Here is a 12,434-nt window from a genome sequence, read left to right on the forward strand (position 1 = left end):
AGAGAAGCCTATGTCAAGCGATATCATGAATTTTGATTTGGAGAAATCTTCAGGAACGATCATCAAAGTGATCGGTGTTGGAGGAGGAGGTGGTAATGCGGTGAACCACATGTACCACCAGGGAATAAAAGATGTTGGATTTATGGTGTGTAATACCGACGCCCAGGCGTTGCAAAACAGTCCGATCCCTTTTCGTGTCCAGTTGGGGGCCTCGCTCACCGAAGGACGCGGCGCAGGGAACAAACCTGAAATTGGGCGGCAGGCAGCCATCGAAAATATTGAAGATGTAAAAAAAGCGGTAGACCCGGCAACCAAGATGGTTTTTATTACTGCCGGAATGGGCGGCGGCACCGGTACCGGAGCGGCCCCGGTTATTGCCGAGGCTTGTAAAGAGCTGAGAATCCTGACTGTAGGCATTGTTACCCTGCCATTCCGGAACGAGGGACGCCGCCGCATCAAACAGGCGATCGATGGCATTGCCGAACTGGAAGGTCATGTCGATTCGCTGCTGGTGATCAACAATGAACGGATCCGTGAGATGTACGGCGACTTCAAAATATCCGAAGCTTTTGCCAAGGCCGATAATGTGTTGGCAACCGCAGCCAAAGGGATTGCCGAGATTATTACCGTGCCGGGTTATATCAATGTCGACTTTGCCGATGTGGAAACCGTGATGCGCAAAAGCGGAGTGGCCCTGATGGGATCGGCCAGGGCGCAAGGCGAAAACCGGGCCTTGCAAGCCGTGGAAGAAGCGTTGAATTCGCCTTTGCTGAACAACAACGATATCCGCGGGGCACAAAATATCTTGCTCAACATCACTTCAGGAAAGGAAGAGGTGACAATGGACGAGATCGGACAGATTACCGATTACATCCAAACAAAGGCCGGGCACGATGCCGACCTGATCTGGGGAAACGGAGTTGACGAAAACCTGGGCGACGAAATTTCGGTGACTGTTATTGCTACCGGCTTTAGCGTGAGCAGTATACCGGAAATGATGGCTGCCCGGAAAACCGAAAAAACCTATCATACCCTGGTGGACGAAACGCAGCCAAAACCGGCGCCAAAGCCAACCGTCAAACCCAAACCGTCTTTTGGCGATGCGCACGCTACCCGGATCGATCAGCGTACCTTTGAGTTTGAGGTAGGCACATCGTCGCATGATGAGTTTGATGAATTGTACGGGAAACCGAAGACGGAATTTGATTATGATCTCAATGCAAAAATGGATTTTTCGAGCTCGGGCGACGAGGTAGTGGACGAACTGGAAAACATACCGGCATACCGGCGTAAAAAGTTAAACATTGCCGATGTACGTAAAAGGTTTGAACAAAAGTTGTCGCGCTTTACCTTATCGCAGGACGACGATGAGAAAACCATCCTGCGCGACAATAACTCGTACCTGCACGATAATGTGGATTAACAAACCCGGATAGCTTAACAAAAAGGAATTGGAATAAACAACACAACAATGAGCTTATTTGAACAAATCAACGAAGATTTAAAAGCGGCCATGAAAGCCCGCGAAAAGGAAAAACTGGAAGCACTACGCAATATTAAAAAGGTTTTGCTTGAAGCCAAATCGGCGAAAGGAGCTGCCGCTGAGCTGGACGATCAGGAAGTGATCAAAGCGATTCAGAAACTGGCGAAGCAGGGACAGGATTCGGCCAACCTGTACAAAGAACAGGGACGCGACGACTTGTATGCCGAAGAAATGCTCCAGGTGGAGGTGTTCGGGAATTATCTTCCCCGGAAACTTTCGGACGAAGAATTAAGGGCTGCCGTGAAAAACATTATTCAAAAAACCGGCGCCGCAGGGATGAAAGACATGGGAAAGGTAATGGGGCTGGCGTCAAAAGAGTTGGCCGGAAAAGCCGACGGGAAGGATATTGCCGACCAGGTAAAATCCCTGCTTGCCGGATAAAGACTTACTGGCCTGTTGAGCCTTGCCTGATACCGAATTGGTCTGCCTGGTTTTCGTGTTTTATCCGTTTGCATGGTTACCTGCAAAAAGGGTGAGTATTCAAATAATAGTAAAAAACAATAAAAAACAGTAAAATACATCGAATAATTCCATAACTTTATGTTTTAACTAAACTTATTTGTTATGGAAAAGAAAAACACATTATTCGAGGTGTTCAAGGTATTTCAGAATACGGAGTCCTATTTTGAGGAAAGAAACAAGGAGCAATCCCGAAAAGTAATCTTTTTCCAGGTTCTGGTTATTTGCGTTTTTGCCTTTTTGTACGGAGTGGTCATGGGAAGTTATCACAGCTTTCTTCAAGCTCTCGTTGCGGGCCTGAAGGTGGTGTTTTTGTTTTTGTGCTCCGTGATCATCTGCTTTCCTTCTTTTTTTGTTATCCAGCAAGTGCTCGGGTCGAAAATGACGCTCCGGCAAATGCTGTTTATTGTATTAAGCGGATTTGTGCTCACATCAACAATCGCTTTCTCGTTTTCACCCATTGTTATCCTGTTTCAGATTACCGGTGGGCATTATCATTTTTTGCAGCTCCTGCATGTGGCCATTTTTGTGTTCTCCGGTATTTTCGGGATGAGAATGATGATCGAAGCGCTGAAGTTTGCCTGTGAAAAAAAGGAGATTTACCCGCGCATTGGTGTAACTGTTTTCAGAATCTGGATTATTATTCTCGCATTTGTTGGCATTCAGTTGTCCTGGAATCTAAGGCCTTTTTTGTGCAATAAAAGTGAAGAATTTAAAGTATTCAGGGAATACGAGGGAAACTTTTACACGGCCATCATCTATTCCGTTCAGCAGCTGGTATCGGCCAACGATACGGCGCAGCGTAAGTTTCTTCAGGAATCGTATTTTTACCGCGACAGCGTCAACGCCGAAGTAATCGATACCACTTATATAAATCTTTTGACGAAGTAAAGATGGATGATATTATGACCATAGAGGAAGTCGCAAGGTACTTAAAGCTTAAGCCACAGACGATTTATACCTGGGCACAGAACGGTAAAATTCCGGCTGCAAAATTGGGGAAGGAATGGCGGTTTAAAAAGTCAATCATCGATAAGTGGTTCAATCAGCACATCGACCAAAAATTTTCGGAATATATCGACTGAGTTCAATTTCAGTTGGTTTTGCCTGATCATTGGCGTAAATTCATTCTTAAGTAACGAATGATTGTTTCGCAGGGCTTGAATCATATCAAAGGAATTGCTTACATTTATACGGTATGAAAAAGCCTTTTTATATAAAGGAAACAGCCATGTATGTCCGGTTGAAATTTGAACAGGAAAGCAGCGGACATGACTGGTGGCACATCTACCGGGTTTGGAAACTGGCCGTTAAAATTGGTCTGGAAGAACATGCGAATTTGTTTTTGGTTGAAATGGCTGCTTTGCTTCATGATCTGGATGACTGGAAAATTACCGGCCAAACGCAAGAGAAAGCACAGGCTGTGAGCTGGATGGAGAAGCTGGGAATACCTCAGCGGAAGGTGGAACAGATTTGGCAAATTATCAACGAAGTTTCATTTCAGGGAGCGGGCGTCGACACGATCCCGACCACTCTGGAGGCGAAAGTGGTTCAGGATGCTGATCGCCTGGATGCTATCGGAGCGATTGGCATCGCCCGTACGTTTGCTTTCGGCGGATGGAAAAACCGCTTAATCTACGATCCCGGCATAAAGCCGGAACTGCATAGCAGTTTTGAAGCCTACAAAAAAACAACCGCCCCGACCATCAACCATTTCTACGAAAAACTCTTGCTTTTAAAAGACCGTATGAATACGGAAACCGCCAAAGAGATGGCGCAAAAAAGGCATGAGTTTATGGAGGTATACTTAGGTCAGTTTTTTAACGAGTGGAATTTGAACTAGAAACAATAACTAAAATATTCATTCTATGAGAATAGCACATATCGCCATTTGGACCAACGACCTGGAAGGAATGCGTAACTTTTATATGCATTACTTTGATGCCGGCTCGAATGAAGGGTATTATAATCACACAAAAGATTTCAGATCCTATTTTATCACGTTTAACGGGGAATGCTACCTGGAGTTAATGCAAATGCCGGGGGTGCCGCAATCAAAAAACGATCCGAAAAAACAATTTACCGGTTTGATCCACTTTGCTATAAATGTGGGCTCGAAACAGCGGGTAGACGAACTGACAGAAACACTGAGAAGCGACGGTTTTAGAGTGATTAGCGAGCCCCGCACAACCGGCGACGGGTTTTATGAGTCTGTGATTCTCGATCCGGAAGGGAACCGGGTGGAATTGATGGCCTGATAAAAAACGCTCTTAAAAACTGCTTGAATGATAATAAACATGCTCTTGTAAAAGCGGAACATTTCTCCCGGACCAGCTTAACCTGAAGCCGGGTCCGGGGAAAAATATTCGTTATTTACTGTTTGTTTAGTTGGTTTTCACTTCCGGCCTTTCGGCAGTGATGTTGATTACTCCCTGAGATGAATTGGCTTGCCCGGTAATCCGGTTTCCGCTAATTTTTCCGCTTACTTTCACCGGTTCGTACTCCACCTCAACTTTAAAAGAGAAACTGTCTTCCCCGATTTTGGCATCCTGAGCTTTGATGATCGTTCCGTTTCTGAATTTTACCGTGATGCTGATTTCACCGTTCACGTCTTCAAATATAATTTTCCCGGTATTGTACTCGTAAGGAGCATCAGGAGCTTTGTATTCCCAAGTCCCTTTTAAATTTTCTTTTCCGGCATCAACCGGACGACCGCTCGCCCAGGCCATCGCTCCCGAGAGCAGTAAAATGAACACGAAAAGTTTTTTCATTGTCTTTTTGTTTTAGTGGATGATTAATTTTATTTCCTGAATTTCTGAACATTCCGGCAGTTCCCGGAAAAACATGTTACAAATTTATGTTGCCGAAAAAAAGAAAAAAAATTTATGGGACGAAAATGCCCGTTATGGGGTGGATGACGGTATAACAACAAACCAGGGGAAGAGCCTGTTCTGAGAAAGACGTTTTTTTACAGGTTCCGTTTTCGGTATGGTTTAAATTCGGGATAAAATTTACGGGAAACCGGGATCAATTTTTCAACGCCCGAGAGTTTTACCGAACAATTCGCGTTTCCGTGGTTTACAAATTCAATCTTCTGAAGGTTCACCATAAACGAACGGTGACATCGTTTAAACGGAAGACCGCTGAAGAGCATTTCCATGTTTTTCATAGAGCTGCGCAAGAGCTGTTTGGCCAACTTGTTTCCGCTCAGGTAAAACACGATGACATAATTGTCGGCCGATTCGAGGTAATAAACATGGTCGCTGGCTACCGAAAAGCGGACTACCCCTTTTTCGTCGGGGAAATCCAGGAGTGTGGGGTCGAAACCGGATTTCCCTGCTTTGGTTTTCAGTTCATTCAGCCGGTTTCTGCTAACTATCTGTGAAATAAATAAAAGCGACAAGGAATAAGGAATCAGAATTCCGGGTAAAGTATATTTTATGCTATCCGGGATGTCTTTTAAAAACCGGATAACACTCAGTTGATGCGACTGATAAAAAAGAAAAGCCATGGACATAAGCGTCATTTCGCCGGAAAACCAAAGGATGAAGGTGAAATTCCGGTATTTTTTGATGGCCCATAGTTTCCGGACAACAATTTGTGAGAAAAATAAAATCAGGCCGGCAATTATTCCGAAACCGGAGAGGCGCATAAATTGGGCGAAGCCGGAATCGTTGCTCCACCGGTTGATGTTGAAAGGTACAAACACATTGATGAAGATGATCCCGAATATGGTGCAAAAAGCAATCAAAACCCATCGGTGACGGGTCTCATCGAGCAGGGTAAACGGCTGATTTAAAAAATGAGAGAAATTCATTTCCCTGGCTGTTCTGCGTTTAGCCGTCTAAAATACGAAGTTTCTATTTCTTTTCCCAGGGTCGTTCTTCGGCAGCATAGCTGAGCTGCTCATACCAGTCTTTACCGTACTTGCGGATCAGCGGTTCTTTCAGGAATTGGAACAGCGGAAGTTTCTGACCTTTTCCGCAGTCACGGCCCGGCTTACAAATATCAAGCTCCTGGTAGTTGATGGCGTCAAACCGTTTGTATTCGGTAATCCGGATTGGAAACAGGTGGCAGGAAACCGGTTTGCGAAAATCGGTTTTTCCCTCCAAAAAAGCTTTTTCGATGGCGCATTTGGTAATGCCGTGTTCATCTTTGAAGGTGAATGCGCATTCCTGGTTATTCACCAGCGGGGTCACCAGGTCGCCGTCGCTGTCGATCATCGACGTTCCCTGAAGCTCAACTACCGTTTTTCCTTCCGGCGTCATGTAGGGTTCGATTACCGGATAGTCTTTTTCAATGGTCAGCGCTTCTTCCTGCGTTAAGGGGGCGCCCGATTCGCCTTCCACACAGCAGGATCCCTTACACTTGATTAAATCGCAAAGGAAATGCTCTTCAAGCACATCAAAACTTACAATGGTTTTTCCTATCTCCAACATAGCCGACGGTATAAAAAAGCCCTCCCGTTGACGAGAGGGCTTATCTCTTATATGAATTTATTTATCGTTCAATCAATACATTTCCGGTCATTTCTGCCGGAATTTTCAGTCCCATTTCAGAAAGCAGGGTCGGGGCAACATCAGCCAAAATACCGTTTCTGATTTTCAGGTTTTTATTGTCGCTTACATAAATACACGGAACCGGGTTCAGTGAGTGGGCCGTGTTGGGCGAGCCATCCGGGTTAACGGCATTATCGGCGTTTCCGTGGTCGGCAATAATCAGCACATTGTAGTGGCTGGCGCGTGCAGCTTCCACCACTTCTTTCACACATTGGTCAACCGCCTCAATGGCTTTGTAAATCGCTTCGTAAACGCCGGTATGGCCAACCATATCGCCGTTGGCAAAGTTCAGGCAAATGAAATCGGCTTCCGCTTTCTGTAACTCGGGAACAATGGCGTCCTTAATTTTCGGGGCCGACATTTCTGGCTGAAAATCATAGGTCGGCACTTTCGGCGAAGGGATCAAAATGCGTTTTTCACCTTCAAATTCAGTTTCCTGCCCTCCGCTAAAGAAGAAGGTAACGTGCGCGTATTTTTCAGTTTCGGCAATACGGATCTGCTTCAACCCGGCTTTCGACACCACTTCACCCATCGTGTTGGTCGGGTTCTCTTTGTCGAAAATCACATGTATATTTTTGAAATCAGCCTTGTAATTTGTCATGGTGTACCATTGCAGGTTCATGGTTTTCATGCCAAACTGGGGCAGGTCTTCCTGGGTGAAGGCAATGGTTGTTTGCCGCAAACGGTCGGTACGAAAGTTGAAACAAATCACCACGTCGCCTTCTTCGATCAGGGCAACCGGGCTTCCGTCTTCTTTTACCATCACGATCGGTTTGATAAATTCATCGGTCACCCCTGCATTATACGAAGCCTGTACCGAGGCCAGCAGATCGGTCGATTTTTCGCCTGTACCATTGGTATACAGATCGTATGCCAGCTTCAACCGGTCGTAGTTTTTATCGCGGTCCATACCGTAGTAGCGGCCGATAACCGAAGCGAACTTGCCGTTTGTTGATTTTAACGCTTCCAGGTCGGTTTTCAGAAAACCGTAACCCGAACGGGGATCGGTGTCGCGTCCGTCGGTCAAGCCATGCACAAAAACGTCGCTTAAGCCCAAGTCGGTAGCCATTTGGCACAAGGCGACCATATGGGTGCTGAGCGCATGGACTCCGCCGGGGCCAATCAGGCCGATCAGGTGTACTTTTTTCTTATTTTCTTTGGCGTATTGGTATGCTTTTATAAGCTGCGGATTCTGCCACAAGGTTTTTTCGCGAATCGCTTTGGTGATTTTCACCATATCCTGGTACAATACCCGGCCGGCGCCAATGTTGAGGTGGCCAACTTCCGAGTTCCCCATTTGTCCGTCGGGCAAGCCAACATTTTCGCCCGACGTAAGTAATTGTGAATTTGGATATTCGTTCATCAGCGAATCCATAAACGGAGTCGGAGCCGAGGCAATGACATCGCGTTCGGTACCATCGCCGATTCCCCATCCGTCGAGGATCATTAAAAGGGTTTTTTGTACAGCCATAATTTATATTCGTTTTTTATGATTTGCTAAATTCCGCACAAAATTATTCTTTTTTTAGAAGGATTAAAAATAAGCCGGATACGATGCGCCGAGATTTAATGATTCGTTGATCTGTTTATCCGGGATCGCCAACACGATGCCTGGCTGTTTCTACAAATTCTTTTCCGGGTATAACTCCTGCCATTGCTGCGGCTGATTTTTGAGTTTCAGGTCGAACCACGACATGATGGTATCGTGCCATTTGAGGCGTTTCCGGTAATCGAGTATCCAGTGGTCTTCTCCGTCAACCAACACCATTTCTACCTCTTTGCCCAACAGCTTTAAGGCGGCGTAATACTGTAAACTTTCGCCAACCGGGACATTGGTGTCGGAGGTGCCGTGGAGCAGCAGGATCGAATTCTGAAATTTGTCGGCATTGTACAACGGGCTGTTATCTACGTAAATATCCTTCCTGTTCCAGGGGTAACTGAACTTAGCTGCGCCGGCGTTATACGAATAGCCCCAGTAGCCTTCGCCCCAGTAACTGCTGATGGCGCTGATGCCTGCATGCGAGATGGCCGTTTTGAAAATACCGGTCCGCGTTTGCAGCAACATGGTGGTAAACCCGCCGTACGAAGCGCCGATACAGCCCACATGTTCCGCATCAACCGAAGGATGTGCCCCGATCAACTTTTCAGTCCCTTCAATAATATCGTCAATGGCGTCGAGCCCCCATCCGTTCACGTGTAAGGCCGAAAAGTTCTGTCCGAAACCGGTTGCCCCGCCCGGCTGCAATACATAAACCAGGTAGCCGTTTGCAGCCCAGACTTCCTTGGGGTAACGACCTCCAAACGACCGGTCGGTGGGTGTGGTTCCGCCGTAGAAGTTAACGATTAACGGGTATTTTTTACCGGCATCGTAATGAGGCGGGTAGTAGATTCGCCCGTAAATGGTCGTTCCGTTTCGGTTGGTGAAGTTCCAGTCTTCGCTTTCGCCAAAGCGGATCTGTTCGAACCTGTCTTTTTCAGGGAAAGAGATTAAGCTGCTTACGGCTTTATCCAACAGGATAACAAACAGTTTTTTCGGTGTCGAAATGCCCGAGCCCGAATAAACGGCTACCGGTTTTTCGTAAGCAAAATCAATATCAGACAAAACATCTGTCTGTAGCCCGATTTGGTTGAACGACCTGTTTTTCAGGTCATAACGGTAAAGATTTTTATAATCTTTGTAGGTGGCCGAAAGATAAATCCGGTTGTCTTTGCTCCAGTATGCGGCGTCAACGGCCGGATCAAAGTCCCGTGTCATGGCTTCGGCCTGCCGGCTTTGCAAATCGAAAATGTAAAGCTGCTGATCGTAACTGTTCGGAATCAGCCCCTCGCCGACATTTATGCCAAGCCCGTCAAAACAATCCGGCCCGCCTTTCACCAACAATTTGGTTCCGTCGGGCGAATACTGGCAGGAACCGGCATACGACTGATCTTTCCAAACCGTGTCGAGAACATGGGTCCTGATGTCCATTTCATACAAATTCTGTTTCCGGAATGGTGTTTCTGAATGATCGGTCCGCGAGCTTGAAAATAAAATTCCGGAACCATCCGGCTTGATATCATGGAGATTTGCCGACAGGTTTCCGGCTGTTAACTGGCGTATATTGCCGGATGTAACATCGATCAGGTGCAGAAACAACCGGTCGCGGAAGCCCGGTATCCGGTCGTCGTTTGCGAAAATCCGCTTCAAATCGCCCGGTTTCTCCGCCTTTTTAGTCGTCGTGGCGATGATATAATCCTCGCCCGGCGACCAGCGGAAACCCGACAGGTCTTTGATGCCTTTGGCGATTGATTTTTCGACGCCTGTCTGCGGGTCGTACACAAACAACTCCGACTCTTCATCCTGAATGGCGGTATAGCTTAGCCTGTCAGTTCGCGGCAGCCAGCCCATGTGCCGGAGATCTTTATTCCGCCAGACCGTGATGTTCCGCTTTTTTTCCAGATCATAGATTTCGCTGTACGACCTGCTTTTACCGCTTCCCGACAGCACTTCCGAGTAGTTGATCAGGACGTATTTGCCTGAAGGAGAAATTTTAGCAGAGCTTAGCTGGTTTCCTTCCAGTACATCGCGGATGGTGCAATAGCGGACGGCATTTAAATTCCAAACCGCGTTGCAGTCCGCAAATTCCACATCGCACGTAAACAGGGCATGTAACTTCATCGGTTTGTCGGGGCTGAGGCATTTTATTACAACACGGTGATTTCCCCGGCTCAGTTTCAAATCAATTTTGTTGGTATTTAGTTCGGCATTTTTCTGGCTTTTCAGAAGTTCATCATCGAGGTAAATTTCATAAACGGCGTTCATGGTAACGTTTAAGGTTGCTTTGGCCCAGCGTTCCACCGAGAGGTAGCCCGATAAAAGGACCAGCGATCCGGGTTCAGGCTGGTCCGAAAGCAAACTGTCGGGTCCAATTTCAACCCGGCTCCGGCTATTGGCCGGCACATCAAAATTCACCTTGGCGCTGCTTAGCAAATCGGATGTTCCAAAGGTGTTTCCATCCGTGTTTTTCGTGTCCGAAAAGACGGGCATCGTTAATTGTTGCAGGTTGATCAGTTCCCAGACGTTCATGTCGACGGAAAGTTGTGCCCGCAAACTATTTGAAATCAATAAAATAATTAAGAAGAGGCCTGTTTTTTTCATTCTCATTCATTTATGTGTGTTGTATGTTCAGGTATTTAACAGAAAGCGTCCAAAATAACTAAAATTGATTTGTCATTGCATGACTTTTGTTGGCCGCTTCGGTGAATTTTTACCAAATGATAAACAGCCGGGAGGCGATCCGGTTTGATGTGAAATTCACCTTCCTGTTGCAAATGAGACGATGCTTTTTGTCTGTGTTAATTTTCTTTTGAAAAAACATAAAATCGGAGTATATATGTTGTACAACATGGAAAATATATACCTTTGCGGCTGGAAAACACAGGCATTCATGGCATACTTAAATAACATAATGATTATCCGGCATGAGCTGATGGCCAGGCTGGTTAAGATGTTTGGAAACGGTGAATTGGTGACAAAAATCAACAGCCTGCCGGTTGAATTATATCCGAAAGACCGAAACCCGCGCGGGCGTTGCTGTATATATAAAGAACGGGCCATCACGCGTTACAAGATGTTGCCCCTGTTGGGCTTCGAAGTTCCTCAGGACGACATTGACCTATACCCGCTGGAGCAGTATGCCGGAGAGGCGCTTGTTCGCGAAAAACAGTCGGGGAATATCCTGACCGTGGTTGATGAGGCCTGCACTGGTTGTGTTCAGGCAAATTACGTGGTAACCAACCTTTGTCGCGGCTGTGTGGCCAGCCCTTGTGTGATGAATTGTCCGAAAAATGCCATCCGGTTTACTGCTACCGGTCAAACCGAGATTAAAGCCGATCAGTGTATAAACTGTGGCTTGTGTCAGAAAGCCTGTCCGTACCATGCCATTATTTATATGCCGATTCCCTGCGAGGAAGCTTGTCCGGTAGGGGCCATAAAAAAGAATGAACGCGGAATTGAAGAAATTGATCCGGACAAATGTGTTTACTGCGGAAAATGCATCACAGCCTGCCCGTTTGGAGCGATTTTCGAACTGTCGTCCATCATCGATGTTTTGCGAACAATTGAAAACAAACAAGAAGTCATTGCCCTGGTGGCTCCTTCCATTTTGGCGCAGTATGCCGAAGCCCCGGGAAAAGTATTTGCAGCGATCCGGAAAATTGGATTCAGCCAGGTGGTTGAGGTGGCGCGCGGCGCTGAAAAAACAGCCCGTCACGAAGCAGAAGAGCTAAAAGAAAAGCTGGAGCAGGGCGAAAAATTTATGACCACTTCCTGCTGTCCTTCCTATGTGGAAACGGTACGGAAGCATACACCCGGCTTGTTGTCCCATGTTTCGCATACACCTTCTCCAATGGCCTATACCGCCGAAGAATTGCGTGAAACGCATCCTGACGCCAAGCTTGTTTTTATTGGCCCTTGTGTGGCTAAACGAAAGGAGGCGCGCGACCTGGGGATCATCGACTTTGTCCTGAGTTTTGAAGAGTTGGACGCCATTTTAATCGGGATGGACATGCAGCCCGAAAAAATGGACAGCCTGCCGTTGGAAAATTACAGTAAAGAATCGAGGGGCTTTGCCCAAAGCGGAGGCGTGCTGGGAGCTGTTCTGGCTGAGAAAAAGATGGAGAACTTTAGCTTTGAGCAGATCGACGGGATCGACCGGGCTGCCATCAGGACCTTAAAAATGATGGAAAAAGGAAAGGCAACGGCGCAGTTTTATGAAGTAATGGCATGTGAAGGCGGCTGCATTGCCGGGCCGGGAGCTTACATCAAATCGGCAAAGGCGAAAAAGAATTTCATCAATTCCATGAAAGAGCTGGAGGTTTGATTGGTATCCGCC

12 protein-coding genes are annotated in these 12,434 nt (G+C 46.7%); 7 read left to right on the forward strand and 5 right to left on the reverse strand.

Going from position 1 to position 12,434, the window contains the following annotated elements:
- The first annotated feature begins 10 nt into the window (after positions 1-10).
- The 6 genes from ftsZ to ACOIT5_RS12360 all read left to right on the forward strand — a co-directional run bounded on the left by ftsZ (position 11) and on the right by ACOIT5_RS12360 (position 4,260).
- On the forward strand, positions 11-1,423 hold the full coding sequence (gene ftsZ / locus ACOIT5_RS12335; protein WP_423126465.1) for a cell division protein FtsZ: 1,413 nt from the start codon (positions 11-13) through the stop codon (positions 1,421-1,423).
- A 48-nt stretch (positions 1,424-1,471) separates the two neighbouring features.
- Complete coding sequence (locus ACOIT5_RS12340; protein WP_423126466.1) at positions 1,472-1,924, forward strand: GatB/YqeY domain-containing protein; 453 nt, start codon at positions 1,472-1,474, stop codon at positions 1,922-1,924.
- Between the two features lie 183 nt (positions 1,925-2,107).
- Positions 2,108-2,893: a hypothetical protein gene (locus ACOIT5_RS12345; RefSeq protein WP_423126467.1), complete on the forward strand. Its 786-nt coding sequence runs from the start codon at positions 2,108-2,110 to the stop codon at positions 2,891-2,893.
- Between the two features lie 2 nt (positions 2,894-2,895).
- Positions 2,896-3,087, forward strand: a complete 192-nt coding sequence (locus tag ACOIT5_RS12350; RefSeq protein WP_423126468.1) for a helix-turn-helix domain-containing protein — start codon at positions 2,896-2,898, stop codon at positions 3,085-3,087.
- A 113-nt stretch (positions 3,088-3,200) separates the two neighbouring features.
- A complete protein-coding gene (locus ACOIT5_RS12355) occupies positions 3,201-3,845 on the forward strand; it encodes an HD domain-containing protein (protein ID WP_423126470.1) in 645 nt (214 codons plus the stop codon).
- Positions 3,846-3,870: 25 nt separating this feature from the next.
- The gene (locus tag ACOIT5_RS12360) at positions 3,871-4,260 is read left to right on the forward strand and encodes a VOC family protein (RefSeq protein WP_423126471.1); all 390 of its coding nucleotides are present in this window, start codon (positions 3,871-3,873) and stop codon (positions 4,258-4,260) included.
- 126 nt (positions 4,261-4,386) lie between these two features.
- Here the strand turns inward: ACOIT5_RS12360 and ACOIT5_RS12365 are convergent, their stop codons facing one another.
- The 5 genes from ACOIT5_RS12365 to ACOIT5_RS12385 all read right to left on the reverse strand — a co-directional run bounded on the left by ACOIT5_RS12365 (position 4,387) and on the right by ACOIT5_RS12385 (position 10,699).
- Complete coding sequence (locus tag ACOIT5_RS12365; RefSeq protein WP_423126472.1) at positions 4,387-4,773, reverse strand: hypothetical protein; 387 nt, start codon at positions 4,771-4,773, stop codon at positions 4,387-4,389.
- 197 nt (positions 4,774-4,970) lie between these two features.
- On the reverse strand, positions 4,971-5,819 hold the full coding sequence (locus ACOIT5_RS12370) for a LytR/AlgR family response regulator transcription factor (protein WP_423126473.1): 849 nt from the start codon (positions 5,817-5,819) through the stop codon (positions 4,971-4,973).
- Positions 5,820-5,862: 43 nt separating this feature from the next.
- Positions 5,863-6,441 carry a DUF3109 family protein gene (locus ACOIT5_RS12375; RefSeq protein ID WP_423126474.1) on the reverse strand — a complete coding sequence of 193 codons (579 nt, stop codon included), beginning with the start codon at positions 6,439-6,441 and terminating at the stop codon, positions 5,863-5,865.
- A 61-nt stretch (positions 6,442-6,502) separates the two neighbouring features.
- Positions 6,503-8,032 (reverse strand): 2,3-bisphosphoglycerate-independent phosphoglycerate mutase, encoded by a 1,530-nt coding sequence (gene gpmI / locus ACOIT5_RS12380; RefSeq protein ID WP_423126475.1) that lies wholly within the window; start codon positions 8,030-8,032, stop codon positions 6,503-6,505.
- A 150-nt stretch (positions 8,033-8,182) separates the two neighbouring features.
- On the reverse strand, positions 8,183-10,699 hold the full coding sequence (locus ACOIT5_RS12385) for a S9 family peptidase (RefSeq protein ID WP_423126476.1): 2,517 nt from the start codon (positions 10,697-10,699) through the stop codon (positions 8,183-8,185).
- Positions 10,700-10,988: 289 nt separating this feature from the next.
- Between ACOIT5_RS12385 and ACOIT5_RS12390 the strand changes: the two genes are divergently transcribed.
- Entirely contained in the window at positions 10,989-12,422 is a 1,434-nt protein-coding gene (locus ACOIT5_RS12390; protein ID WP_423126477.1) for a monomeric [FeFe] hydrogenase, read from the forward strand.
- Positions 12,423-12,434 lie beyond the last annotated feature (12 nt).

Origin of the sequence: Gaoshiqia hydrogeniformans (assembly GCF_049347105.1) — a bacterium.
GTDB lineage: Bacteria > Bacteroidota > Bacteroidia > Bacteroidales > Prolixibacteraceae > Gaoshiqia > Gaoshiqia hydrogeniformans.